We start from the raw sequence: 24,728 nt of genomic DNA on the forward strand, positions 1-24,728 counted from the left end.
CACGCCATTGTTCCCCATCAAAGGAGCCTTCCCATGAAGATCGCACTCATCGGCGCCACCGGCTTTGTCGGCAAGGAAGTTCTGACCGAAGCCGTGTCGCGCGGCCACACCGTAACCGCCCTCGTGCGCAATCCCGACAAGGTCCCGGCACTCGAAGGCGTCACGGCCGCGAAGGTCGATGCCAGCGACCCGGACGCGCTTGGCGCCGTGCTCGCCGGACATGATCTCGTGATTTCCGCCTTCAACGGCGGTTGGGGCGATCCCGACATCTACACCAAGCACATGACCGGCTCGCGCGCGATTGCAAAGGCGAGCGAACAGGCTGGCATTCCCTTGATCGCGATCGGCGGCGCCGGCAGCCTTCATGCCGCCGACGGCAGCCAGTTCGTGGACGGCCCCGACTTCCCCGCCGACTACAAACCCGGCGCCACGGCCGCACGCGATGCGCTGGACGAATTGAAAGCCGGTTCCTGGAAGAATTGGACCTTCCTGTCGCCCGCCTTCCAGCTCGAACCCGGCACCCGTCGCGGCATCTACCGCACCGGCCTCGATTCCCCCGTCGTGGACGAAGAAGGCACCTCAAAGATCTCCGCCTCCGACCTAGCCGTCGCCATCCTCGACGAAGCGGAGATGCCGAAGCATCGCGGGCGACGGTTTACGGTTGGGTATTGAGCATAGCTTGCGACAAGGGAAGAAGCCGAAGGCGGCTCAGGGTTCGCCTTCTTATTCTCTTTCTAGATTAAGTTCGCGGTGACGCTATTCGAAAGAAGAGGAAGTTGCACTAGAGCTTCTTGCAACATTGCTCCACCCGTTATCTCCGACTAATGTTGCGCGCGACATTTCTATTTCAGTTGCGCTTCTGCCCGCTCCTTCTCATCGTCTGTCAACCGCCGGCGGAGCGCCTTATCGGTGATGTTGACCGGATCGATGTTGAGCGACGTCAGCTTCGTCAACGCAATGCTCCCCCCAAAATACGTATGAGCCAACGTGTTCGCCATCGCGTCGTAATCAATATTGTCGGGAAGATAGTGACCCAACTTTTCGGGATGCTCCTTAGCAAGTTCTGGTAGCTTTTTAAATTCGAGATAGGCCGCGTCTTTAAGGATCTTATAGGCAGTCGCGTTTGGCTGCTGTGCGTTCTGCTCGTAAGGTCCAACTGTTGAGAGAACGACTCTTGATATCGACGGGTACCAGCCGTTCATGTTGTCCTTCAGACCGTCGATGATGAGGATAGCCAACCTCTGTTGGAAAGGCGTCATGCCGTCAGGTTGTTGGCGAATGGGGTCGAAGGCCATAGACATTACGTCGTGAGCCATCAGCCAAAATGGATCGTTCGGTCCACGGAACTTGTTCGATATCGCTTGGAGCCCATCGAACACAATCTCTACCAATACTCCCAGAATGTCGTATTTGTGCTTATCCCGAAGGTCGTCGACGTAAAGGAGCTCGTATGCGTCATCTGGAGTTGCCGCCAAGAGCTTGTTCGCCAGCGATATAGCGTTAGTGGCAGAGCGTCTTACTGCCATTACATGGCGAAAGTCGTAGTTGTCCGCGCCTTGTATGGCGTGCAGTCCCATAAAGGCGGACTCATAGAAGCTCTTGGCTCCCATAGCCGAGTAAGAGTGATCCGTCTGCCTGTGCTCGATCAGCGTCTTGAAAGTGCGGACTGTCGCTGAATTGAAGCGCTCTATGACCCTGACGGTTATCTTTTCAGTCGGGATAAATCCGTGGAGTGTGCTGTATTTTTGGACGATGAACTGGTTACGGAAAAGTGAATCCGACAGTATTGGTGCCGTGCCAAACCCATGAAATGTCAGTTCACGGTCCATTGTACCTTCGTCAGATAGAAGAGCCTGCTGCGCTAATTGTCGTACGAAGATCTCTGCTGATCGGGAGTAAAGGCGCTCGCCCCCCAAGTCGCGCAACATCCTGGAAACCACCCACGGCGCCTTATCGACCAACGTACGGCAGAACGGTGCGTCAGCGATGATGCGAAGAAGCGAGTGAGCGTATGACGCCTGTTCCAATCGTCGTCGGTGAATGAATTCGAAAAAAGCTGTCCGTTCTTCGCCGTGCTTCAAATCAACAAAGGTTGCCAATTTTATCAGCGTCGGCAAGCTTTTCTGCAGGTCTTTGAGCAACTCTAGATGGTCGCTGTCATTGGCTTCCGAGATTAACTGAGCGGCCGCTTGGGCGAACCGGGGAACACGTTTAGCGCTGACCTTGATGGGCACGGCCGCTGAGATCGCCACGGCGCCATAGGCCATCAAGAAAAGGAACGTAGCTAGCAACTCCCATACGATCGCGTAACCAATTGGAAGATTATGAAGGAACGGCATTCTCGGCACTAAAGCTGCAATCACACATGAGAATGCGCCCGCAAACACCATGCTGTAGAGCCGTTTGATGGTGATGTGTCGTATGGCCAGCCGGAATACGTAGATCGGCTTCAGAAAGTTCTGAACTGCCAGCGTGAACGCCAATGCAGTGACCGCATTGCCCAAAGTGAAATGATTTGATGTCGGCGCAGCAGGGTCGTAATTACAAAGCCCAAGCCATTCGATTCCGACGCATGAAGCAGCAGTCATCTTTCAGTCCCAAGCATCTTTTATTCAGAGATGTTTGAGACTGACTAGCACGGCATCGGCTCTATGAAGCCTCAAAACTTATCGGTCATCAGAGTTGCCCCCCCTCACTTCTTCTCCGGCAACCCTTTCCGCTTCGTCTCAGCCAGATCCTCCAGCTGATCCTCGCTCATCGAGTCCACCATCGACTTCGAAGCGCCTTTCAAATCCTTCTTCGCGGTCTCGCCGCGCTTGACGGACAAGGCGGCGCCTGCGGCTTTTTGTTGGGCTTTGCTTTTGGCTGGCATGATCCGGCATCCCTGTGTTTCTCAACGACGAGAAAACAGTCAGTCGGCCACGCTTGTTCCCGGCGCCATCGTCAGGCCGAAGCCGTGCATCAGCCGTTGCGAGGCGAAGCTCGCCTTGGTGGACGTGAACACCGCCTGATCCGGCTGATGGATCGCCGAGCGCGCGGCCTGTGCGGGCGGCAGAAGAGCGAGGGCGCGCCGGGCGATCGCTTCGGCGGGGTCGAGCCAGTCCACCGGCCAGGGCGCCAGCTTGCGCATGCGGTTGGCCAGAAAGGGATAATGCGTACAGGCCAGCACCACGATGTCGGTGCGCTGGCCGTCGCGCTCGATGAAACAGGGCTCGATCTCGGCGCGCACCGCGTCCTCGTCCACGAAGCCGTCGCGCATGTAGATTTCGGCCAGCCGCGCCAGCTGCGTCGAGCCCACCAGCCGGACATGGCATTGCTGCGCCCAGCGCGTGATCAGGTCGCGCGTATATTGCCGCTTCACCGTGCCGGGCGTCGCCAGCACCGACACCAGCCCCGAGCGCGTGCGTTCCGCCGCCGGCTTGATCGCTGGCACCGTGCCGACAAAGGGTTGATCGGGATAGGCCTCGCGCAGCGCCCCGATCACCAGCGTCGAGGCCGTGTTGCAGGCGATCACCGAGATTTCGGGCCGGAAACGCTCGATCAGCGTGCCGAACAAGGCCACGATATGCCGTTTCAGCGCGTCTTCTTCCCAGTCGCCATAGGGGAAACCCGCATCATCCGCGACATAAATGAAGCGGCGGTCGGGCATCAGAACGCGCGCTTCGCGCAGAACCGTCAGCCCGCCAATGCCGGAATCGAAAACAAGAACCGGCCCCTCACGCATCGTCGCTGCCTGTTTCGCTTTGCTCGCCAGCAATGCGCTCGCCAGCAACCTGCCCGCTGGCAGTCTGCCCGCCGGCATTCCGCTCGCTAGCGGTAGCGGGCTGACGCTGCATGCGCGGGGCATCCGCCGCCTGCTTGCGTTCGGGATAGCCCATGCCGCGTGGTTCGTTGGGCGAGAAGTAATCGAGCGACGACAGGATGCCGCGCAGAACCTTGACCTCGCCCGACGTGAAGCCCGGCCGCGTCAGCACGGCGCGCAGCTTGTCGACCATCTTTTCCTTTTTCGCCACCGGCCGGAAATAGCCGCGCGCGTTGAGCGCCGTTTCCAGATGATCGAGATAGCCGTGCAGTTCTTCCTTCGGCGCCGGCGTGGTGTCCGGCCCGCTGAACCGCGTGGCGTTCTCGTCCGCCATGCCCGCCTTCATCCATTCATAGGACATCAGCAAGACGGCCTGCGCGATGTTGAGCGAAGCGAAGTCGGGATCAACCGGAAAGGTCACGATCGCATCCGCGCGTCCGACTTCCTCGTTCGACAGGCCGAAGCGCTCGCGCCCGAACAGGATGCCGGTGGTTTGATCCGCTTCCACCCGTCCGCGCAGCGCGCGCGTCGCTTCCACCGGGCCATAAACCGGCTTGAACCCGTCGCGCTGCCGCGCCGTGGTTGCCAGCACGAAGGAAAGATCGCCGACCGCCTCTTCCAGCGTGTCGAACACGGTTGCGCCATCCACCAGATGCTGCGCCTTTGCAGCGGTTGCCCGCGCCGCCTCGTTCGGCCAGCCGTCGCGCGGGCTGACCAGCCGCAGCTCGCCCAGACCGAAATTCGCCATGGCGCGTGCCACCATGCCGATATTCTCGCCCATCTGCGGCTCAACCAGAATGATCGCCGGTCCGCTGTTCAGCTGCTTGCTCATGAGGGTTCACTTGATCTGGGGCAACACGCCGCGTCCCCTCGCATGAAACAAGGTGAAAGTGAAAGACACGTTTGCAGGCCCCGCTCCTTTGCCATCGGCCGAGCCGATGCTATAGGACCGCCATTCCATCCTGCAACGCAGCCACGGACCCAAGTCCGTGTAGTAAACGAGGCATTTCATGACGAAGATCAAGGTGGCAAATCCGGTTGTCGAGCTCGACGGCGACGAGATGACCCGGATTATCTGGCAGTCCATCAAGGACAAGCTGATCCACCCCTACCTCGACATCCCCCTCGAATATTATGACCTCAGCGTCGAAAACCGCGACGCCACCAACGACCAGGTCACGATCGACTCGGCCAACGCGATCGCCAAGCACGGCGTCGGCGTCAAATGCGCCACCATCACGCCGGACGAGCAGCGCGTCGAAGAGTTCAAGCTCAAGAAGATGTGGAAGTCGCCCAACGGCACGATCCGCAACATCCTCGGCGGCGTGATCTTCCGCGAGCCGATCATCATGAAGAACGTGCCCCGCCTGGTTCCAGGCTGGACCCAGCCGATCATCGTCGGCCGTCACGCCTTCGGCGACCAGTACCGCGCCACTGACTTCAAGTTCCCCGGCAAGGGCAAGCTGACGATCAAGTTCGTCGGCGAAGACGGCGAGACCATCGAGCACGAAGTGTTCCAGGCTCCGGGCTCGGGCGTCGCCATGGCGATGTACAACTTGGACGAGTCGATCCGCGAATTCGCCCGCGCCTCAATGAACTACGGCCTGCTGCGCGGCTATCCCGTGTATCTGTCCACCAAGAACACGATCCTCAAGGCCTATGATGGCCGCTTCAAGGACATCTTCCAGGAAGTCTACGAAGCCGAGTTCGAGGACAAGTTCAAGGAAGCCAAGATCACCTACGAGCACCGCCTGATCGACGACATGGTCGCCTCGGCGCTCAAGTGGTCCGGCGGCTATGTCTGGGCCTGTAAGAACTACGACGGCGACGTCCAGTCCGACACGGTCGCTCAAGGCTTCGGCTCGCTCGGCCTGATGACCTCCGTTCTGATGACCCCGGACGGCAAGACGGTTGAAGCCGAAGCCGCTCACGGCACGGTGACCCGTCACTTCCGCCAGCACCAAAAGGGCCAGGAGACCTCCACCAACTCCATCGCCTCGATCTTCGCCTGGACCCGCGGCCTCGCCCACCGCGCCAAGCTCGACGACAATGCCGAACTCGCAAAGTTCGCCGACACGCTCGAGAAGGTCTGCATCCAGACCATCGAAAGCGGCCACATGACGAAGGATCTTTCCCTTCTGATCGGTCCGGATCAGCCTTGGCTGTCGACCACCGGCTTCCTCGACAAGATCGACGAGAATCTGCAGAAGGCCATGGGCGCGTAACAACGCCTCAGCCTCTCAGCCAAATCGTCAAAAGGCGCGGTTTCGGCCGCGCCTTTTGCATGTTCTGCGCAGCCACATCGTCGTTCTGCGTTCCGCTTGCACATAAAAGCGCGTGGTTTAGGGTGCCTTCCGGCCCCCAAGGAGACCAAACGCATGACCGCAGCCATCACCTTCTACACCCACCCCATGTCCCGCGGCCGCATCATCCGATGGATGCTGGAAGAGGTCGGCCAGCCCTACGACACCGAGATCCTCGGCTACGGCAACAGCATGAAGGATGACAGCTATCTTGCTGTTAATCCTATGGGAAAAGTGCCGGCCATCGTTCACGACGGCAAGGTCGTCACCGAATGCGCGGCCATCTGCGCCTATCTCGCCGATGCTTTTCCAGACACGAAACTCGCACCCGCTCCGAGCGATCGCGCCGACTATTATCGCTGGATTTTTTTCGCCGCCGGCCCCCTCGAAGCCGCCATCACAAACTGCTCCCTCGGCGTGCAAGTACCTGAAGATAAAAGAGGAATGGTCGGCTACGGATCGTTCGAAGACGCCGTGAACACGCTGGAAACCGCCGTTTCAGGCAAGCAGTACATCGCCGGAAACAGCTTCACCGCGGCAGACCTCTATGTCGGCTCCCACATCGCCTTCGGCCTGATGTTCGGCTCCCTGGAAAAACGCCCGGCGTTCCTCAGCTATATCAATAGTTTACAAGAACGTCCTGCCTACAAAAGGGCAGCGGAAATCGACGATGCTCTGATCAAGGCGGCTCAAGAAACGGCCTGAGATGAAGGTTTTCGGCGAGGTCAGATCCGCGGCAAATCCTTGTTCTTGCTCAGAAATACGGCTTGCCAGTCTTCGCTCCTACGTCTGATAACGCGGCTGTGAGCGACGGCAGGGCTGACGCCTCGAAGCGATGACCCATATGGGGGGCTCCACTCGAAAGGAGATCTTTCCATGAAGACCACGTCCCTCGTTCTCGCCGCAGCCGCTTTCGCAAGCCTGTCCACCGCTGCGCTCGCCCAGACCAACACCTGGGTCGAGGTCGACGACAAGACGATAGTTGCGCCGTTCAACGTCGATGCAGATCGCCTTGAAGACATGGACGTCCAGAACGAAGCCGGCCAGAAGATCGGTGAGATCGAAGATGTCATCGGCACGGAGCGTTCGGCAGCCACGGCGCTCGTCGTTGATTTCGACGACAATGCCGGCTTTGGCGACCGTGACGATGTCATCGTGCCGCTCGATCGCTTTTCCCTCAACGGCGTGAACATCGTCCTGAAGGACAACGCCGAAACCGTTGCAGGCTATGAGACCTACAAAGACTAAGCTCTCCGGGCTCCGGGAAAGAAAAAAGGCCGGCTTCAAGCCGGCCTTTTTTGTTAAGCTGCGAGCGCTGCCTTCACCGCGGCGATCGCGGCATCGGCCTGGCTGCCATCCGGTCCGCCAGCCTGCGCCATATCCGGCCGGCCACCGCCGCCCTGGCCACCAAGCGCAGCCGAAGCGACCCGCACAAGATCCACCGCGCTGACGCGGCTCGTCAGATCCTGTGTCACCCCCACAACGGCGCTTGCTTTACCGTCTTCGCCAACCCCGATGAAGACCACCACCCCCGAGCCGATCTGCTGCTTGGCTTCATCCGCAAGCGGCTTCAGATCCTTCGGGGAGACACCAGTTACGGTGCGGCCAACGAAAGAAAGGCCAGCGACCTGCTCCGTTTCGCTGCCCCCGGATGCGCTGCCACCGCCCAGAGCCAGTTTGCGACGCGCATCGTTGAGCTCACGCTCGAGCTTACGGCGTTCTTCGACAAGAGCCTCAACGCGTGCAACCGCGTCAGCCGGCGACACCTTGAGGGTCGCAGCAACCGCCTTCAAACGGCGATCCTGCTCATCGAGATGCCGCCGAGCGGCCTCGCCCGTAATGGCTTCGATCCGGCGAACGCCAGAAGCAACGGCACCTTCATTCACGAGGCGCACGAGCCCGATATCGCCGGTCGCAGCCACATGCGTGCCGCCACAAAGCTCCGTGGAATAAGACTTGCCGGCCTTTTCGCCCTCGATCGCCGTGCCCATCGAGACAACGCGGACTTCGTCGCCATACTTCTCGCCGAACAAGGCCATGGCACCTTCAGCGATAGCATCGTCGACGGCCATAAGTCGCGTCGTCACAGGGCTGTTCTGAACAATGATGGCATTGGCCATGCGCTCCACTTCCTCCAACTCGGCATCCGAAATGCCCTTCGGATGCGAGAAGTCGAAGCGCAGGCGTTCCGGTGCGACCAGCGAGCCCTTCTGAGCAACATGCGTGCCCAGCACTTCGCGCAGCGCTTCGTGAACGAGGTGAGTGGCAGAATGGTTGGCGCGCAGTTTGGCGCGGCGCGCGTGATCCACTTTCATCTCAACGGCAGCGCCGATCTTCACGCTGCCGGAAACCACCATGGCCGCATGAACGAAGACGCCATCGGCCTTCTTCTGAGTATCGGTGATTTCGAGCTGGAACCCTTCGCCGAACATCGTGCCGGTATCGCCCATCTGGCCACCGGATTCGCCATAGAACGGCGTCTGGTTGGTCACAACGGAAACAACGTCTCCTGCCGCAGCCTGGTCGACTTCGGCACCGTCCATGAGCAGCGCGGTCACCACGCCTTCTGCCTGTTCGGTGTCGTAACCGAGGAACTCGGTACTGCCGACACGGTCACGCACGGCGAACCACACGGTTTCGGTAGCGGCCTCGCCGGAGCCCGCCCAATTGGAGCGAGCTTCCGCCTTCTGGCGCTCCATGGCCGTGTTGAAGCCCGGCAGATCTACGGAAATTCCGCGCTGGCGCAGCGCATCCTGCGTCAGATCCAGCGGGAAGCCATACGTGTCATAAAGTTTGAACGCCGTTTCGCCGTTGAGGCTGTCGCCGTTCTGCAGCGTGGACGTTGCATCCGACAACAGGGTCAGGCCGCGTGCCAGCGTGGTGCGGAAGCGCGTTTCTTCGAGCTTCAGCGTTTCGGTAATGAGCGCCTGACCGCGAACGAGTTCCGGATAAGCCTGCCCCATCTCGCGAACCAAAGTCGGCACCAACCGCCACAGCAAAGGATCACGCGCGCCGAGCAGCTGCGCATGGCGCATGGCCCGTCGCATGATGCGACGAAGCACATAGCCGCGACCTTCGTTGGATGGCAGCACGCCATCGGCGATCAAGAAGCTGGAGGCGCGCAGATGGTCGGCAATGACGCGATGGCTCGCGCGATTCTTGCCTTCGGCTTTGACGCCCGTCGCTTCTTCCGATGCACGGATCAGCGCGCGGAAAAGGTCGATGTCATAATTGTCGTGCTCGCCCTGAAGAACAGCAGCGATGCGCTCGAGCCCCATGCCGGTGTCGATGGACGGGCGCGGCAACGGCACGCGCTCTTCCTTCGTCAGCTGCTCGAACTGCATGAAAACGAGATTCCAGATCTCGATGAAGCGGTCGCCGTCTTCATCGGGGCTTCCGGGAGGACCGCCCGCGATTTCCGGACCATGGTCATAGAAGATTTCGGAACACGGACCGCAAGGCCCGGTATCGCCCATCGCCCAAAAATTGTCGGACGTCGCGATGCGGATGATGCGGTCTTCAGGAAGGCCAGCAATCTTGCGCCAGAAGGACGCCGCTTCGTCATCCGTGTGGTAGACGGTAACAACCAGCTTCTCCTTGGAGATGCCAAACTCCTTGGTGATCAAGTTCCAGGCGAGTTCGATCGCCTGTTCCTTGAAATAGTCGCCGAACGAGAAGTTGCCGAGCATCTCGAAGAAGGTGTGATGGCGGGCGGTATAGCCGACATTGTCGAGATCGTTGTGCTTGCCACCGGCGCGCACGCACTTCTGCGACGTCGCAGCACGGCTATAAGGACGCTGCTCAAGACCCGTGAAGACGTTCTTGAACTGCACCATGCCCGCATTGGTGAACATCAAGGTCGGATCGTTGCGCGGAACCAGCGGACTGGACGCGACGGGCTGATGCCCGTTCGCCTGGAAGTAATCCAGAAAAGCTGACCGAATCTCGTTGACGCCACTCATGCTAAGGCCTTCGTGAAGAGTTGCCGCGAGGCGGCTCAGGAACCGGCCTTTTAGCGCCAAGCAACTGCGGGTGTCCAGAACGACACCGCAAGGAGCCCACAAGGGCTTTGAAGGCTACATTCAGCCTCAACCCGGCACTGGCGGGCCAGACAAAAAAGGCGCCGGATCACTCCGGCGCCTCCGATCAGGCTTCAGCAGCCCGATCATCATCATCGTCTTCAAGTCCACCCGGACCACTGTTTTCCAGGAACTTCTCGGCGATCAGGCCTGCATTCTGGCGCAGCGTCGTCTCGATCTCGTTCATGACATCCGGATGATCGCGCAAGTACTGCTTGGCATTCTCACGCCCCTGACCCAGCCGCTGCGAATTGTATGAGAACCAAGCACCCGACTTCTCGACCACACCAGCCTTGACGCCGAGATCAACCAGTTCGCCGGTCTTGGAAACGCCTTCGCCATACATGATGTCGAACTCGACCTGCTTGAAGGGCGGAGCCAGCTTGTTCTTCACGACCTTGACGCGGGTCTGGTTGCCAACGACCTCATCGCGGTCCTTCACCGAACCGATACGCCGGATATCGAGACGCACCGAGGCATAGAACTTCAGCGCATTACCGCCTGTCGTGGTTTCCGGCGAACCGAACATCACACCGATCTTCATGCGGATCTGGTTGATGAAGATGACCATCGTGTTGGAACGCGAGATCGATGCGGTGAGCTTGCGCAGCGCCTGGCTCATCAGGCGCGCCTGCAGACCCGGCAGGGAATCACCCATCTCGCCTTCGATTTCCGCCCGCGGCGTCAGCGCCGCAACCGAATCGACCACCAGCACATCGATGGCGCCCGAGCGCACCAGCGTGTCGCAGATCTCCAGCGCCTGCTCGCCCGTGTCCGGCTGCGAGATCAGCAGGTTTTCAAGATCCACACCAAGCTTGCGGGCATAAACCGGATCCAATGCATGCTCGGCATCCACAAAGGCGCACACGCCGCCCTTCTTCTGGGCTTCCGCAACCGTATGCAGAGCCATCGTGGTCTTGCCCGAGCTTTCGGGACCGTAGACTTCGACGATACGCCCCTTAGGCAGGCCGCCGACGCCCAATGCGATATCAAGGCCGAGCGAGCCGGTTGATACCGTTTCAATCTCGACCACCTGCTCGTTCTTGCCGAGCCGCATGATCGAGCCTTTGCCGAATGCGCGCTCGATTTGCGATAGCGCCGCATCCAGAGCTTTTGTTTTGTCCACCGAGCTTTCCTCAACTAGCCGCAACGAGTTCTGCGCCATGATACAACACCCCTTGGTCGTGAATCTTGGTCGAAAGTGACGTTCGACCGGCTTTTTTGGACTTGCTCCTACGTACCTCTTTTGTTCTCATTCCGCAAGAGGATTTAACATCCTGCTCGTAAATAGGCTTTTGGGGTCCGTACGCCATCTGTTCTGTTGCGCGAGTGCTTGTGCATAGAGTGCACCGTGGCAGGCGCAAAGCGTAACGCTTGCACTCAGAAGTGCTCGATCAAGAGCGATGCTCGGCGAAGGCGATTCTCTGATGCGCCTTGATGATCGGCAAAGAAAAAGCCGTGCAGATCAACTCTGCACGGCTTTCTGAGATGACCCAGAGCGTTCCGACTCATCAGAACGCAAGCGATCAGGTGATCGGCGTCAGGTAGATTTCCACGCGGCGGTTTTGCGCGCGTCCAGCTTCGGTGGCGTTCGATGCGATCGGCTGCGTCTCGCCATAGCCGTTCACGGCGAAGCGGCGCGGATCGACACCTTGGGCACCCAGATAATCGGCAACCGAACCCGCGCGGCGCTGCGACAGGGCATAGTTGTGGCTGTCGCTGCCCGTCGAGTCGGTGTGACCGTTCACGTCGACGATGGTCTGATTGTACTTCTTCAACACCAGCCCGACCGCGTTCAGCGTGCCATAGAAGCCCGGCATAACCGAATCTTGATCCGTGGCGAAGGTGATGTTGGATGGCATGTTCAGCACGATACGGTCGCCCTGGCGGCTGACCGAAACGCCTGAGCCCTGCAGCTGCGCACGCAGTTCTGCTTCCTGGCGATCCATGTAGGAGCCGACAGCACCGCCGGCCAAGGCACCGATGCCGGCGCCGATCAGCGCGTTACGACGATCATTGCCGCCGGCAAGCATGCCGCCCAGTGCGCCGATACCCGCACCAAGCGCCGCACCGCCGGCCGTGTTCGAAATCTTCTGCTCACCCGTATAAGGATCCGTCGTGCAGGCGCCGAGGAGCAGCGCTCCGGCAACGGTTGTGGCTACGATCAAGCGCAAGGCAGTCCCCTTTCCCTCACAAAAACCAAAGCGACCGGCTTTGGCAGGCCGGTCGCTCATAGCATAAAATAAGGCGAAAGGTGGATCAGGTCTGCCGGACTATTCTTCCGGTGCCCCGGGCTGGCCCGGATTGGTCACCGAAACAGGGTCACTGGCTGGGAATGTGTCTTCCAGACCCTCTTCAAGCTTACCTTCCTTCAGGTCGCGCGCTTTATCCGCCTGCTCTTTATGGAGCGATTCCACTGCCGGTGATTCGTCGGCAGGGCTCTTGTTCGTGTTGTCAGCGACCATGGCTAAACCTCCCTAATTGATCGCTATGGGAACGCGGCAAGCCGAGGCTTGTTCCGGGAAGATTGAAGATTGTTCATCCTCACGCAGAATGCTCTTCGTCGTCGTCCGTAAAGGCCATGAAGGCCGTCGCGTATTCGGAGGTCTCATTATGATCGCCGTGACCAAGGGGCGAGCCGGCGCAGCGATCTCTTGAAGGAACGAGGATGCGCAGCTTCTGCAAGAGGATCTTCGCCAGAGGTCGGCCATCGACAAGATCACCTTGAGACGTGTCCGGCACCCCATCAGCGGCCGGCGGCATGTCAGTATCCACCAAGTGGAAGTTGTTTCGAGAGGTCCCCACCACGCACTCCGTACAACCTGAAATTGCAGTGCGTTCTAGGGGACAGTATCTTACTTTTTCGTAATGCAGAAACTCTGGATTTCCTTCAAACGAAACTTATCCCCACCGTGGGCATCCGATCAAACCTTTCCGTTTCCGCCTTCCAGCACGTCTTTCACTGTTGAGGCGAGCTGTTTCAGTGAAAAAGGCTTCGGCAGGAACCCAAACTGCGCATCCGCCGGAAGATTCTTGGCAAAAGCGTCTTCTGCATAACCGGAAACAAAAATGAACTTGATGTCGGGTTGGCGCTGGCGCAACTCGCCGAGCAAGGTCGGTCCGTCCATTTCGGGCATCACGACATCCGAGACCACGATGTCGATCTTGCCCTCCAGCTCCTCGAAGATCTCCAGCGCTTCCACACCCGACGACGCTTCATGAACCGTGTATCCGCGCGATGTGAGCACGCGGACCCCGCCCATGCGCACGGCATCTTCGTCTTCCACCAGAAGCACGGTTGCAGAGCCCGACAGGTCCTGTGACGCGGACGCTGCAGGCGTTGTGACGACCGGTGTTTCCGGCGCTTCGGTTTGATTGGTCTCGGTTGCAGCCGACACTTCCACGACATGGCGCGGCAGGAAGATGCGGAAGGTCGCGCCGCTGCCGACTTCCGAATCGCAGAAGATATAGCCGCCGGTCTGCTTGATGATGCCGTAGACCATCGACAGACCGAGGCCAGTGCCCTCGCCCACACCCTTGGTGGTGAAGAAAGGCTCAAAAATCTTCTTCATGACTTCGGGCGCGATGCCGCTGCCGCTGTCTTGCACTTCAACAACGACGTAATCGGCTTCGGGAAGCTCGCGATAGCCGTAGCGGCTGCTTTCGTCGGTTCCGACATTCAGCGTGCGAACGGTCAGATTGCCACCGCCGGGCATTGCGTCACGCGCATTCACCACGAGATTGACGATCACCTGCTCGAACTGGCCAATATCGGCGCGCACCGGCCACAGGTCGCGTCCGTGATCGATCTGCAGCTTGACCTTGTTGCCGACCAGACGCGCAAGGAGCATGCGAAGATCCGCGAGAACATCCGTGAGGTTCAGCACCTGCGGCCGCAGCGTCTGCTTGCGCGAGAAGGCCAGAAGCTGGCGCACGAGCGAAGCGGCGCGGTTGGCGTTCTGCTTGATGTTCATGATGTCCGGGAAAGACGGATCCGACGGACGATGGTTCGTCAGAAGCAGATCGGACGCCATGATGATGGCGGTCAGAACATTATTGAAGTCATGCGCGATGCCGCCGGCAAGCTGACCAACGGCTTGCATCTTCTGGCTCTGCGCCATCTGGTTTTCGAGCGCCTTCTGCTCGGTGGTTTCCACGACATAAACGATGGCCGCTTCTTCGGCGCCTTCGCTGTCGCTGAGATCGGCAACCGCGTTGACGTAAACGCGCATGTGCCGCTCTTCATTGTTCGGCAGCACGGTATCGATCGGCGCAATATCGGCCTGGCGCTGACGGGCTTTCTCGAGCGAAGCGTGGAAGGCCGGACGGTCGCGGTCGTGGATCACCGAATCCAGCCGCACGCGGCGATCGATGGCGTCACGGTCCACGACGGTCGAGAACAGCGACAGGAACGGCGCGTTGGTCCGCAGGATGCGACCCTGCGCGTCTACACCGGCAATGGCCATCGGCGTCGAATTGAAGAAGCGCGTGAAGCGCACTTCGGACGCGCGCAGATCGGCCGAAGAGTCCTCACCTTCGGTGCGATTGAGCACGATCGTGCGCGACGCGGCTGGCACGCCATCGCGGGTCGCTGAAACGCGATGCATGAAGCGAACCGGCAGCGCTTCGCCAGCCGTGGTGGCAAGGTCGAGATCGATCACGGCGTTGCGCGTCGTGCCCGGATCGGCTTTCACCGAACGGATCAGCGCCATGCCGTCGCCGGCCACGATCTCGCGCAGCGTCACGGAGCCCGGCGCGAAATTAGCTAGGTCGATGCCGAGCCACTCCGCCAGTGTCGCATTGATATAGGTGACGCGACCATCCGGATCGGCGGCAAAGAAACCTGCCGGTGCATGGTCGAGGTGATCGATCGCCTTCTGCAGATCGAGAAAGAACCGTTCCTGTTCGGCGCGTTCTTCCGAAATGTCGGCGATCTGCCAGGCATTCACCGGCTGGCGCTCGCCGGGCATACGGAAAGGCCGCGCAACCACGCGATACCAATGCGCGCCAGCATCCGCCTCGGGTTGGATCGGCTGCGGGAGACGAAACTCGCCGTCACTACCGCGCCCGTTCCGCAGGCCCGACGAAAGGCGGTAGATCGTTTCGGATGCTTCCGGCAGATCCGACAACATGCCTTCGACTGTCTTGATGTCGGCAGCCGATGTTGTGCCCGTCATGTCGGCATAGGCGCGATTTGCGTACAGGACGCGGTTCTTGGCATCCGTGACCAGCAGGCCCTGCCCCATCGTATCGACAAAGGCTTTCGAAAGGTCGTCGGTGCTGGAACGCGGCGCAATCTGAACGAAGCCGATCGCGGTGGCAAAAAGATAGCCGACGCCGATCATGGCCAGCATGCCGAGCATACCCAGCATGAACGGATCGCCCAGCCGATCACGGAAGATCGTGAAGATGAAGGCGGCGACCACAAGCACGCCAATGAAGATCAGCAGCCGCGTGACGGTTCCCGGCCGCGTGTTTTGATCCACGATCGGCGCGGTCGAAACCGTCTCCTTCTGATCTTTGGCCATGCGTTTTCGCCCGATTCCCTGCTTGGCCGTTTGAATCACATTCCAGCCAAAGCGGAAAGGTCCGGCCTACCTTGTAAAAGCAAGGTCTCCGCCTAGCTTGTTGGAAACGATTGTGCGTGGTTACTGTGCCACAGGTCAAAGCTTGAAAAACAACGAAGGAGCCTGACTTTGCTCGAATGGTTTGAGTCTATTGTCGGGCCGGAATTCGCGCCCGCTGCCATGTGGACGGTGATTGCGATTGTCGCCTTGATCGTGCTGCTGATCGTGCTGCGCATCATTCGCGGTCTGTCATCAGGCACATTCGTGATGGGCGGGCGCAACCGCAAGGCTCGGCTGGCCGTGATGGATGCGACAGCCGTTGATGCGAACCGCCGGTTGGTTCTCGTGCGCCGTGATGATGTTGAGCACCTCATCCTGATCGGTGGTCCGACCGACGTCGTGGTGGAACAGAACATTCGCCCCTACGCACCCGCACGCCAACACAACGAGCCGGACATGGTCTCACCGGCGGCATCTCGGACTGTTCAAGCGGATCAACGTGCGCGTGACGTCCATGATCTGCCCGTTGCGGCACCACAACGCGCACCAGAGCGCGCCGCGCCGGCGGTTCAGCGACGCACGGCAGCTCCGGCTGTTCAACCGCAGAAAGAACACCCTTCCCAAGGCCAACAGCAAGCCTATGCCCGTCCGGCACCAGGATCGGCACCGGCTGCTGCGCCGGCACCGGAAGTGTCTCACGCCCACTCCGTTTCACCCGCAGCCGAACGGCCGATCGCACCGCCGATTGCTCCGCCGGCCCAGCGCGATCACGAAGCGCCTGCCGTGCACGCGCGTTCGGAGCCCACGCTGGATATGGCACCGCGTACCCCGGCACCGGTCGCCACCCAGCGCCGGGATGACGATGACAGCGCGCTCGAAGACGAGATGAACCGCCTGCTGAGCGACTACTCTCCCGAACCGAAACGATGAATCAAAAAAGGCGCTTCCGGTGGAAGCGCCTTTTTTGATGTTGGCTCTATCGACCTTCAATCGTCGCGATAGACTTTCTCGCGGCGCTCATGGCGCTCCTGCGCTTCAATCGACAACGTCGCGATCGGACGTGCATCAAGGCGCTTCAGCGAGATCGGCTCCCCGGTTTCTTCGCAGAACCCGTACGTGCCTTCGTCCAGGCGAAACAAGGCTGCATCGATCTTGGAGATCAGCTTGCGCTGACGGTCGCGTGCCCGCAGTTCGATCGAACGATCGGTCTCCGACGAAGCACGATCGGCAAAATCCGGATGGTTGGCATTCTCACGCTGAAGGATCTCCAGCGTCTCGCGCGCTTCACGAAGAATGTCGTTCTTCCAGCCGACCAGTTTGGCGCGGAAGTACGAGCGCTGCCGATCATTCATAAACGGCTCGTCTTCGGAGGGTACATAATCGTCAATCACGAGCGCGTTCATAAGACTCACCCCACAACATTGAACCCGGCGCCTATATATTTCGGGAGCATACCCGGCACAAGCGACATGTGGCATGCTATGACAAAAGTTAACCTTCAAAAGAAAGTCATTGCGATCAATGATTTAGATGAAGGCCCTATGATAATGGAGCATCAGGCTGCCCGTTTCGTCCGCGAAGTGACTGTTTCTCAGGCAGTAAATGGCAGCCATTAGGAACCTGTATTGTATCCAGTACATTCAGGTTCTCTCAAACAAGCCCTACGACTAAAGGAGTAGATCATGACCAGTCGGCTTTATCTTCTACGTCACGCCAAGGCTCGTTTCGCCACACCGGGCATGAGCGACTTCGATCGCCCGCTCGAGCCCGTCGGAACCGCAGAAGCGCCGGCGGTCGGCCGCGAAATGGCCGCGCGAAGCTGGATGCCTGACCTGGTGCTCTGCTCAACCGCACCACGCGCCCAGCAGACATGGTATGGCTGCCGCGGCGAGCTTTCTTCCGTTCCCGAGACAAAGATGATGGATGAGCTTTATCGCGCCGACACGCCCGGCTACCTCCAGATCATCAAGGGATCGGGCGCCGAAACATCGCTCATGGTTGTCGGACACAATCCGATGATCGAGGAGGTGACGTTGCAGCTTGTTTCTCCTCAAGATCATAGCGCTGAAGACCTCCGCCGCTCAGGCTTTCCCACGGCCAGCCTCACGGTTATCGAGTTCGATAACAGCCTGGCCGAAATCCAGCCTGGCAGCGGCCGGCTCGTGGAAATCCTGAAGCCGGAACGCTCCTAGCATTTAAAAGGAAGCTGAAGTCTCTATATCCGCCTCGGACCTTAACGGAGCCGAGCGTGGCATCTCCTATCACCAGTTTGACCGATGAAGCGCGTATTGCGCTCGACACGCTGACCGGCCGCGCCAGCAACCTCGTTAATCCAACGCTGCGTATTGGCGTGACCGGACTGTCGCGCGCTGGCAAGACCGTGTTCATCTCTGCGCTGGTGCACAACCTCCTGCATGGCGGCCGTCTGCCGATGTTCGAGGCGCAGAAATCGGGCCGCATCACCCGCGCGTTCCTTGAAGAACAGCCTGATGATGCCGTGCCCCGCTTCCAATACGAGGATCATATCCGTGCGCTGATCGATGAGCGGGTTTGGCCGGACTCTACGCGCGCGATCTCCGAACTTCGGCTGACGGTAGAGTATGAGTCCGCATCGGGCTGGAACCGCATGTTCTCCCGCGGCCGGTTGTCGATCGACATTGTGGACTATCCGGGCGAATGGCTGCTCGATCTGCCGCTTTTGGGCAAAAGCTACGCGGAGTTCTCCCGCGATGTCTTCGAACTGGCCGCGTTCCCGGTCAGAGCCAAGCTCTCGGAGGAGTGGCGCGCTAGAGCCGCAACGGTGGATCCGAATGCGGACGCGGATGAGATGACGGCGCGTTCGCTCGCCGAGAGCTTCACCGCCTATCTGAAGGCCGGCAAGGATGACAGCCGGGCCTTATCGACACTTCCACCCGGTCGCTTTCTGATGCCGGGCGATCTCGAAGGCTCGCCCGCGCTGACCTTCGCACCTCTGCCCGATCTCAGCGACGCCAAGCCGCGCGGCGGGTCGCTGCATGCCATGATGGCGCGGCGCTACGAGGCGTACAAGTCGCACGTCGTGAAGCCCTTCTTCCGTGAGCATGTCACCCGGCTCGATCGTCAGATCGTTCTCGTCGATGCAATGCAGGCCATGAATGCCGGCGCGGAAGCTGTGGCCGATCTAGAACGCGCGCTAACCGAGATCCTGCAATGTTTCCGGCAAGGACGCGGCAATCTGCTGACCGGCCTCGTGTCGCGCCGCATCGACCGCATCCTGATTGCGGCAACCAAAGCCGACCACATTCACCACGAAAGCCACGACCGCCTCCAGGCGATCGTGCGGCGCATCGCAGACCGCGCCATCGCCCGCGCTGATTTCTCCGGCGCCATGGTCGATGTCGTGGCCATGGCTGCCGTGCGCGCAACACGCGAAGGCACCGTTGGCGAAGGCTCGGACGCCCTGCCCGTGATCATGGGAACGCCGCTCGCAGGTGAAACGATCGATGGTGAGCGGTTCGACGGGAAAACGGAGACAGCCATATTCCCCGGTGACTTGCCGGCAAAACCGGACTCGATCTTTCAAGACCCTGAATCAAATTCTCATCCGATCCGCTTCGTGCGTTTCCGCCCGCCGAGGCTCGAACGCAACAAGGCCGGCGTAACGCTGTCGCTGCCACATATCCGCCTCGACCGTGCCTTGCAGTTTCTGCTGGGGGATCAACTCGCATGACGACCCCGCCGCGCCGTCCCGCTTCCTTTCCGATCACCGCAGAACCGGAACACCCCGTACATCTGGACGCTGCTCCACGCCGCCCGCGTGCGATTTCGGATCCGTCTTCCGTGCGTGAGGCAGAACACGACATCTTCGACGAACCCGATCTGGTGACCGCACCGCCGCCACCGGCCACGGCCAAGCGCCGCCGCTCGCCTTTGACTGCGATCTTTCTGTCCGCATTCGGCGCCTTCGTGTCCTTGGCGCTCGGCCTTTGGGCCGAAAGCATCATCAGCGATCTGTTTGCCCGCACCGAATGGCTGGGCTGGCTCGCCGCAGGTCTCGCCGGCATCGCAGCATTGGCCTTGCTTGCAATCCTTCTGCGCGAATTCATCGCCCTTCGGCGGTTGAAATCGATGGAAGTGTTCCGCAGCCGGGGCACTGCCGTGATTGCCAACAATGACACCAAGGGTGCACGCGCGCTGGTGCAGGATCTCAGTTCATTCCTTTCGGCCAAACCGGAAACGGCTGCTGGCCGGCGCATGTTGAGCGATCTGCACGATGACGTCATCGACGGCGCCGATCTCATGCGCCTCGCCGAAACGGAATTGCTCACGCCGCTCGATCAGCGGGCGCAAATCATGATCCTCGACGCCGCCAAGCGCGTGTCGCTTGTTACCGCCGTCAGCCCAAGAGCGCTTGTGGATCTCGCTTATGTGATCTTCGAAGCCGGACGGCTGATCCGGCGTATCGCCGACCTATACGGCGGCCGTCCCGGCACGCTGGGCTTCATCCGCATCGCGCGCGATGTTCTGGCGCATCTGGCCGTGACCGGCACTGTCGCCTTTGGTGACAGCCTCGTGCATCAGCTGGTCGGCCAGGGGCTGGCGGCGCGCTTGTCGGCACGGCTCGGCGAAGGCGTGGTCAACGGCATGATGACGGCGCGCATCGGCCTTGCAGCCATGGAAACGGCCCGTCCGCTTCCCTTCAATGCCGTGCGACGTCCCGGCATCAGCGACTTCCTCGCAGCGCTTTCGACCTTTGCTCGCGCGCGCCGAAGCGAACAGGATGGTGACCGAACGTGACACGATGCAGGTGGCAATCGGTCACGATCGCTACGAAGCATTAACCATTCGAGGGCATGGTCACGCTCAGTTTTCCAGCCCTCGTGTCCCTGTCTGGTAGCCCTTTGATGAAACGCACTGTTCTTTCTGCTGCGGCGGCTGTTGCCGTACTCGCCTCCATGGCCGCCTCGCCTGTTCTGGCCGCTGACCAGGACAAGCAATTCTTTGAAGGCGTTCAGGGCGAATGGACCGGTGGCGGCGAAGTCGTTGCCGGCAAATACAAGGGCACGAAGTTCAACTGCAGCTTCACGGGTTCTAGCCACGCTCAGAAGGTCGGCATGGCGCTCGATGGCAGTTGCCGCGTCGGCATGTTCACGCAGGTGATGTCAGCCCGCTTCGAGAAGAACGGCAAGGCCTATTCCGGCACGTTTCTCGACGGTGCGGAAGGCAAAGGGCTCAACGTAACCTCCGGCAACGTGACCGGCGACAAGGCTGTTTTCGGCTTGCACCGTGCACAGTTGCGCGGTGCGATGCTGGCGCGTTTGGCCGATCCGGAAACGATGAATGTCACGATCTCCGTTCGCGTGAACGAAGACATGGTGCCGGTGATCGGCATGAGCCTGAAGCGCGTCGACACGACCGCCGTCGGATCCATCTCCAAGAACTAGGCTGCCACGCCTCAGCGCGCCCAGTCTTCGCCCGAAGCGGCAATCGTGATGCCGCTCGTTTCGAGGCGGGCTGCGACATCAGCCGCAGTTCCGTCTTTCGTCAAAAGATCAGGCGCGATCTCTGCCAGGGGCACCATCACGAAGGCACGTTCGCCCATACGTGGATGCGGCAGCTGCAAGCCGCCTTCATCCACGCTGCGATAGTCGAACCACAACACATCCATGTCGATAAGGCGCGGCCCCCACCGCTCCTGCCGGATGCGCTTCAGCTGGCTTTCCGTTGCAAGGCACATATCCAGAAGCGCTCGCGGCGAAAGCGTCGTCGCCAGTTCGGCAACCGCATTCAAGAAGTCGGGCTGGTCCAGCTTGCCCCAAGGTGGCGTGCGATAAAGCGACGACACGGCAACGATACTGATCTCGGCGCGCTCGTCCAGGCGATGCAAGGCGTCGCGAATGGCAGCCTGCGGATCGCCGAGATTGCCGCCCAGCCCGATAAAGGCACGATGCACGTCGATCAGCCCTGCGGCCAGGCGATCGTTGCTTCGACATAATCGAGCACACCGGGCACGGGTGCATTGGGCTTGCGCACCGTGATCTCGACATTGGCGATCTGCGGAAAGCGTGCGCAAAGCTTCTTTGCCACTTCCAAAGCCAGCGCTTCGATCAGAAAGCGCCGCGCTCCCGTGATGACCTCTTCGATCACCATGAAGGCCACGCCGTAATCGACCGTGCCCTGAATTTCGTCGGCGGCAACGGCTTCGGCGGCATCGACCGTCATCACGGCATCAACATAAAAGCGCTGACCCAGCCGCTCTTCTTCCTCCATCACCCCATGGCGGGCAAAGAAGGCGCAGTTCTTCATTCGGATCACGTACATGGAACGTCGCTCTTAAGGTCAGGTCTCGCCTTGAAGCATAGCATCCACAACGGCAAGGGCATCCTTGTTCATTGCGACATCATGCACGCGAAAAAGGACGGCGCCCCCCATTCGCAGGATCACACTGGTGGCTGCCGTCGCCGCATCGCGCTCCGCAGGGTCGCGGCCGGTAATCGTGCCGAGGAAGCGCTTGCGCGACGTGCCGACAAGAAGTGGAAAGCCAAGCGCCTTCAACTCATTCATGCGCCACATCAAAGAAAGGTTCATGGCCGGCGTTTCCTTGCCGAAGCCAAATCCGGGATCGAGAACAATCTGCTCGTTTGCAACTCCGGCTTCCCCTGCGATCGCAAGAGAGCGCTGCAGAAAGGAAAACTGATCCTCGATGACATCGGGAAGGATCTCGCGGCCACCGCGATTGGTGTGCATGATGACGAGGCCCGCACCGGTGCGCGCTGCCACGTCGGCTATATCAGGCTCGCGCTGCAAACCCCAGACATCGTTGACGATATGCGCGCCCGCTTCCACCGCCGCTTCTGCCGTTTCGGCCCGGTAGGTGTCGATCGAGAGCAGCACGTCGAACCGTCCCGCAATCGCCTTGATCGCAGGCAGCACGCGAGCGCGCTCCTCCTCAGGCGAAACCGCTGCTGCGCCTGGCCGGGTGGATTCGCCGCCGATATCGATGATCGAAGCGCCCTCTTCCACCATCCGCTCGGCCTGACGAAGCACGGCATCGAGGCTCGAGAATTGGCCACCATCGGAAAAGCTGTCGGGAGTCACGTTCAACACGCCCATGATCTGCGCTCCGTGCCCGAGCTCCAAGTTACGGCCGTGGGCCAGGCGCCAGGGACTGTGTTGTTCGGTTTCCTTGGTCATTACCCTGCTATGCTGCGGCTTCACAATCTTTGCAATGTCGCGAAATGCTGACCTACGCCACCTTTCATCCTCATTGCCTGTTAAGATCAGCATGGGCATGGTTGAGGCCCAACGGAGCTTTGCCATGCAAAGGCTGACCAAACGTCTTGTTCTGGCAACCATGATTGCCGCCTCTCTCGGCCTGCCGGCACATGCGGCCTCCCTCGTGAAGAGCTACAGCTATTTCAACATTCGGGGCGGAACGCTCGAAGAACTGGAAAATGAGCTGAACAAGCGCGGGCCGCAGCTCAAAGGCTCGGGAAGCCGGCATCCAGGTGCCGCGCAGATGGAGTTTACCTCGAAGGTCGGTTACGCGGAGACCAACGGCGCCTGCCGGGTGGTAAGAGCGGCCGTGACGCTGAAGGTGAAAGTCATTCTGCCGCGCTGGAAAACGCCGCGTCGCGCTGATCAGGAAACGAGGCTGATCTGGAACACTCTGTCTGCGGACATCAAGCGGCACGAGGAAAGCCACGTCATCATCGGCAAGAACCACGCGCGTGAACTCGAGAACACGCTTCGCAAGCTTGGCCGCTTCAAGAGCTGCGAAGCAGCGCAGGCCAAGGTCAAGCAGGTGACCGATCAGGTGCTGGCGAAGCACGATCGTGAGCAAACCCGCTTCGACCGCATCGAAGGCATCAATTTCGAACGGCGCATCCTGCGGCTCCTGCAATATCGCATGGAGCGCATGTAGCCTGTTGCGTGGAGGCTAAGAGGCTTTGATCAGCCCTGCCTCTCCGGCACCTGAATGACCAGTCCATCAAGCTCGTCGCGAACCTTGATCTGGCACGAAAGTCGGGAGTTCGGCCGGACATCATAGGCGAAGTCCAGCATGTCCTCTTCCATGGCCTCTGGCTCGCCAACGAGCGCGGTGAAAGCCTCATCGACATAGACGTGGCAGGTTGCACAGGCACAAGCGCCACCGCACTCCGCCTCGATGCCCGGCACATTGTTGCGCAGCGCCGCTTCCATGACCGTCGTGCCGTTCTCGACCTGAAGATCGAAGCGCGTGCCGTCAAAGGCGACCATCGTAATAGCAGTCATGGTAGATTTCCCGGGAAATGAGGCCTCCACCGACTTAAGTCCTGCATGTCTCAAGTCAACGTGTTTATGGCCGCACGCCTGATCCTCATAACTGTCAGGCTGAGATTTCGTCGATATGCGCGATGGCTTCGCTAATCAATTGCAGCAGGCGGGCGACTTTGTCGCTCGCCGACGGGTCATGCTCGACCTCGGCGGCACATCGAGCGAGCGTCGCAGCGCCGATACCAGCGGCCGAGCCTCGCAGCCCATGTGCGAGGTGCTGACGCTCATCCGGCGTCGCCTGGCTTATGCCTTCCGCAACCGACTGTGCCTGCTGCTTGAACAGTGCCAGAACCTCGGTTTGCAGCTCGCTGTCGCCCATCGTTTGGCCGGCCAGAAAGTGCAGGTCGATCGGCGGCGCACGCAGTGCTTCGGCAGACTCACTCACCGCGCAATCCCAGCGCTCGACGGCGAAAAGCGCTTGGCCTTCCACATTTTTGATGATGCTCTCATGTCGCCACCCCCTTCATCCACAGGCTAAGGGCACCCCGCCCTCCTGCATGTTAACGACAACTTGCCCGGAAACACTGAAAACCGCACGATCGGCACGGTCGTCGTTAACCTTGTATTTAAACTTTTACACATTCCGCGCGTTGTTAGTTTTCATTGGCCATCTGTGCCAGTACGATATGAGCTTGGATACGAAGGACTCCTGTGGCCGTTTAATGGCGCGGGACCCTTCGAA

26 protein-coding genes are annotated in these 24,728 nt (G+C 60.1%); 10 read left to right on the forward strand and 16 right to left on the reverse strand.

The features are described 5' to 3' along the window. Positions 1-33: 33 nt before the first annotated feature. Positions 34-672, forward strand: a complete 639-nt coding sequence (locus JYU29_RS08360) for an NAD(P)-dependent oxidoreductase (RefSeq protein ID WP_213984364.1) — start codon at positions 34-36, stop codon at positions 670-672. A 170-nt stretch (positions 673-842) separates the two neighbouring features. On the opposite strand, the gene JYU29_RS08365 is transcribed toward JYU29_RS08360, so the two are convergent. From JYU29_RS08365 to JYU29_RS08380, 4 genes are all read right to left on the reverse strand, one after another. After that, a complete protein-coding gene (locus JYU29_RS08365) occupies positions 843-2,588 on the reverse strand; it encodes a hypothetical protein (RefSeq protein ID WP_213984365.1) in 1,746 nt (581 codons plus the stop codon). Positions 2,589-2,692: 104 nt separating this feature from the next. Beyond that, positions 2,693-2,872: a DUF3008 family protein gene (locus JYU29_RS08370; protein WP_213984366.1), complete on the reverse strand. Its 180-nt coding sequence runs from the start codon at positions 2,870-2,872 to the stop codon at positions 2,693-2,695. A 39-nt stretch (positions 2,873-2,911) separates the two neighbouring features. Next, on the reverse strand, positions 2,912-3,724 hold the full coding sequence (gene murI / locus JYU29_RS08375) for a glutamate racemase (RefSeq protein WP_213984367.1): 813 nt from the start codon (positions 3,722-3,724) through the stop codon (positions 2,912-2,914). Further along, complete coding sequence (locus JYU29_RS08380; protein ID WP_213984368.1) at positions 3,717-4,634, reverse strand: RNA methyltransferase; 918 nt, start codon at positions 4,632-4,634, stop codon at positions 3,717-3,719. Before JYU29_RS08380 ends, murI begins: the two co-directional genes overlap by 8 nt. A gap of 178 nt (positions 4,635-4,812) precedes the next feature. Here JYU29_RS08380 and JYU29_RS08385 point away from each other — a divergent pair, with 178 nt between their 5' ends. From JYU29_RS08385 to JYU29_RS08395, 3 genes are all read left to right on the forward strand, one after another. Then, the gene (locus JYU29_RS08385) at positions 4,813-6,027 is read left to right on the forward strand and encodes an NADP-dependent isocitrate dehydrogenase (protein ID WP_213984369.1); all 1,215 of its coding nucleotides are present in this window, start codon (positions 4,813-4,815) and stop codon (positions 6,025-6,027) included. A gap of 153 nt (positions 6,028-6,180) precedes the next feature. Then, the gene (locus JYU29_RS08390) at positions 6,181-6,810 is read left to right on the forward strand and encodes a glutathione S-transferase family protein (protein ID WP_213984370.1); all 630 of its coding nucleotides are present in this window, start codon (positions 6,181-6,183) and stop codon (positions 6,808-6,810) included. A gap of 171 nt (positions 6,811-6,981) precedes the next feature. Further along, positions 6,982-7,353, forward strand: a complete 372-nt coding sequence (locus JYU29_RS08395) for a PRC-barrel domain-containing protein (protein ID WP_213984371.1) — start codon at positions 6,982-6,984, stop codon at positions 7,351-7,353. A 53-nt stretch (positions 7,354-7,406) separates the two neighbouring features. Here JYU29_RS08395 and alaS read toward each other — a convergent pair whose 3' ends face one another. From alaS to cckA, 6 genes are all read right to left on the reverse strand, one after another. Further along, a complete protein-coding gene (gene alaS / locus JYU29_RS08400; protein WP_213984372.1) occupies positions 7,407-10,067 on the reverse strand; it encodes an alanine--tRNA ligase in 2,661 nt (886 codons plus the stop codon). Positions 10,068-10,251: 184 nt separating this feature from the next. Further along, positions 10,252-11,349 carry a recombinase RecA gene (gene recA, locus JYU29_RS08405; protein ID WP_213984373.1) on the reverse strand — a complete coding sequence of 366 codons (1,098 nt, stop codon included), beginning with the start codon at positions 11,347-11,349 and terminating at the stop codon, positions 10,252-10,254. Positions 11,350-11,710: 361 nt separating this feature from the next. Then, a complete protein-coding gene (locus JYU29_RS08410; protein ID WP_213984374.1) occupies positions 11,711-12,418 on the reverse strand; it encodes a YiaD family glycine zipper/OmpA-like lipoprotein in 708 nt (235 codons plus the stop codon). A 39-nt stretch (positions 12,419-12,457) separates the two neighbouring features. After that, complete coding sequence (locus JYU29_RS08415; RefSeq protein WP_213984375.1) at positions 12,458-12,649, reverse strand: hypothetical protein; 192 nt, start codon at positions 12,647-12,649, stop codon at positions 12,458-12,460. Between the two features lie 79 nt (positions 12,650-12,728). Further along, a complete protein-coding gene (locus JYU29_RS08420; RefSeq protein ID WP_213984376.1) occupies positions 12,729-12,947 on the reverse strand; it encodes a hypothetical protein in 219 nt (72 codons plus the stop codon). A 161-nt stretch (positions 12,948-13,108) separates the two neighbouring features. Then, on the reverse strand, positions 13,109-15,712 hold the full coding sequence (cckA, locus tag JYU29_RS08425; RefSeq protein ID WP_213984377.1) for a cell cycle histidine kinase CckA: 2,604 nt from the start codon (positions 15,710-15,712) through the stop codon (positions 13,109-13,111). A gap of 168 nt (positions 15,713-15,880) precedes the next feature. Here cckA and JYU29_RS18410 point away from each other — a divergent pair, with 168 nt between their 5' ends. Further along, positions 15,881-16,681, forward strand: a complete 801-nt coding sequence (locus JYU29_RS18410; protein WP_213984378.1) for a flagellar biosynthetic protein FliO — start codon at positions 15,881-15,883, stop codon at positions 16,679-16,681. 56 nt (positions 16,682-16,737) lie between these two features. Here the strand turns inward: JYU29_RS18410 and dksA are convergent, their stop codons facing one another. Beyond that, positions 16,738-17,154, reverse strand: coding sequence for an RNA polymerase-binding protein DksA (gene dksA / locus JYU29_RS08435; protein WP_213984379.1), 417 nt, complete (start codon positions 17,152-17,154; stop codon positions 16,738-16,740). 279 nt (positions 17,155-17,433) lie between these two features. Here dksA and JYU29_RS08440 point away from each other — a divergent pair, with 279 nt between their 5' ends. The 4 genes from JYU29_RS08440 (at position 17,434) to JYU29_RS08455 (ending at position 21,174) form a co-directional block, all read left to right on the forward strand. Then, positions 17,434-17,943: a SixA phosphatase family protein gene (locus tag JYU29_RS08440; protein WP_213984380.1), complete on the forward strand. Its 510-nt coding sequence runs from the start codon at positions 17,434-17,436 to the stop codon at positions 17,941-17,943. A 56-nt stretch (positions 17,944-17,999) separates the two neighbouring features. Further along, positions 18,000-19,460, forward strand: coding sequence for a YcjX family GTP-binding protein (locus JYU29_RS08445; RefSeq protein WP_213984381.1), 1,461 nt, complete (start codon positions 18,000-18,002; stop codon positions 19,458-19,460). Next, on the forward strand, positions 19,457-20,527 hold the full coding sequence (locus tag JYU29_RS08450) for a YcjF family protein (RefSeq protein WP_213984382.1): 1,071 nt from the start codon (positions 19,457-19,459) through the stop codon (positions 20,525-20,527). Before JYU29_RS08445 ends, JYU29_RS08450 begins: the two co-directional genes overlap by 4 nt. 107 nt (positions 20,528-20,634) lie before the next feature. Next, on the forward strand, positions 20,635-21,174 hold the full coding sequence (locus tag JYU29_RS08455; protein ID WP_213984383.1) for a hypothetical protein: 540 nt from the start codon (positions 20,635-20,637) through the stop codon (positions 21,172-21,174). Between the two features lie 11 nt (positions 21,175-21,185). Here the strand turns inward: JYU29_RS08455 and folK are convergent, their stop codons facing one another. Genes folK through folP form a run of 3 tightly spaced genes read right to left on the reverse strand, consistent with a single transcriptional unit; the run spans position 21,186 to position 22,843 of the window. Continuing rightward, positions 21,186-21,683 (reverse strand): 2-amino-4-hydroxy-6-hydroxymethyldihydropteridine diphosphokinase, encoded by a 498-nt coding sequence (folK, locus tag JYU29_RS08460; protein WP_431192843.1) that lies wholly within the window; start codon positions 21,681-21,683, stop codon positions 21,186-21,188. 5 nt (positions 21,684-21,688) lie between these two features. Then, a complete protein-coding gene (gene folB / locus JYU29_RS08465; RefSeq protein ID WP_213984384.1) occupies positions 21,689-22,051 on the reverse strand; it encodes a dihydroneopterin aldolase in 363 nt (120 codons plus the stop codon). 18 nt (positions 22,052-22,069) lie between these two features. Next, the gene (folP, locus tag JYU29_RS08470) at positions 22,070-22,843 is read right to left on the reverse strand and encodes a dihydropteroate synthase (RefSeq protein ID WP_250157314.1); all 774 of its coding nucleotides are present in this window, start codon (positions 22,841-22,843) and stop codon (positions 22,070-22,072) included. Between the two features lie 205 nt (positions 22,844-23,048). Here folP and JYU29_RS08475 point away from each other — a divergent pair, with 205 nt between their 5' ends. Further along, entirely contained in the window at positions 23,049-23,654 is a 606-nt protein-coding gene (locus JYU29_RS08475) for a DUF922 domain-containing Zn-dependent protease (protein WP_213984386.1), read from the forward strand. 29 nt (positions 23,655-23,683) lie between these two features. Here JYU29_RS08475 and JYU29_RS08480 read toward each other — a convergent pair whose 3' ends face one another. Further along, a complete protein-coding gene (locus tag JYU29_RS08480; RefSeq protein ID WP_213984387.1) occupies positions 23,684-24,004 on the reverse strand; it encodes a 2Fe-2S iron-sulfur cluster-binding protein in 321 nt (106 codons plus the stop codon). A 94-nt stretch (positions 24,005-24,098) separates the two neighbouring features. Further along, the gene (locus tag JYU29_RS08485) at positions 24,099-24,431 is read right to left on the reverse strand and encodes an Hpt domain-containing protein (protein ID WP_213984388.1); all 333 of its coding nucleotides are present in this window, start codon (positions 24,429-24,431) and stop codon (positions 24,099-24,101) included. Positions 24,432-24,728 lie beyond the last annotated feature (297 nt).

Source organism: Tianweitania aestuarii, assembly GCF_018457165.1.
Lineage (GTDB): Bacteria > Pseudomonadota > Alphaproteobacteria > Rhizobiales > Rhizobiaceae > Tianweitania > Tianweitania aestuarii.